At 45.9% G+C, this 628-nt stretch carries 1 protein-coding gene; it reads left to right on the top strand.

Going from position 1 to position 628, the window contains the following annotated elements:
* Positions 1-628, top strand: a 628-nt coding sequence (gene mutY, locus DN394_RS28810) for an A/G-specific adenine glycosylase (RefSeq protein WP_255451663.1), incomplete at both ends; no start/stop codon positions are given.

Raw genomic sequence — 628 nt, 5'->3', positions numbered from 1 at the left:
CATAAGCGTGATTTGCCATGGAGACGAAGTCGTAACCCTTACCATATCTGGATCTCTGAAATTATGTTACAGCAGACACGTGTTGATACTGTAATTCCTTACTTTACTCGCTTTATCGAGAAATTCCCGACGGTAGAAGCATTAGCGACTGCACCGGAAGAAGAAGTGTTAACCAGCTGGGAAGGGCTAGGTTATTACTCACGTGCCCGTAATCTACAAGCAGCGGCGCAACAAGTTGTAGAGCGTCGTGAAGGCATTGTACCGAATACACCAGAAGAAATCTCTGCCCTTAAAGGAATAGGCCCGTATACTGCGGGTGCAGTGCTTAGTATTGCTTATGGTGTTCCTGTTCCAGCCGTAGATGGTAACGTGATGCGTGTATTATCGAGATACTTCTGCTTAGAAGATGATATTGCTAAAGGGCCTACACGGGTCAAAATGGAAGTGCTCGCTAAAGAGTTAATTCCACGTGGTCGTGCTTCGGATTTCAATCAAGCGTTAATGGAACTTGGAGCTATGGTATGTACCCCCAAATCTCCGGGTTGCCTTACCTGTCCGGTGATGAAGCATTGTGAAGGACGAATGAATGGGATGGAGCTTATATTGCCGATCAAAACCAAATCCAAAC

The organism is Bacillus sp. BB081, from assembly GCF_008368895.1.
GTDB classification, from domain to species: Bacteria; Bacillota; Bacilli; order Bacillales; family Bacillaceae_G; genus Bacillus_A; species Bacillus_A wiedmannii.
The sequence above is the reverse complement of the archived record's forward strand: the minus strand, read 5'-3'. Positions and strand labels throughout refer to the sequence as shown.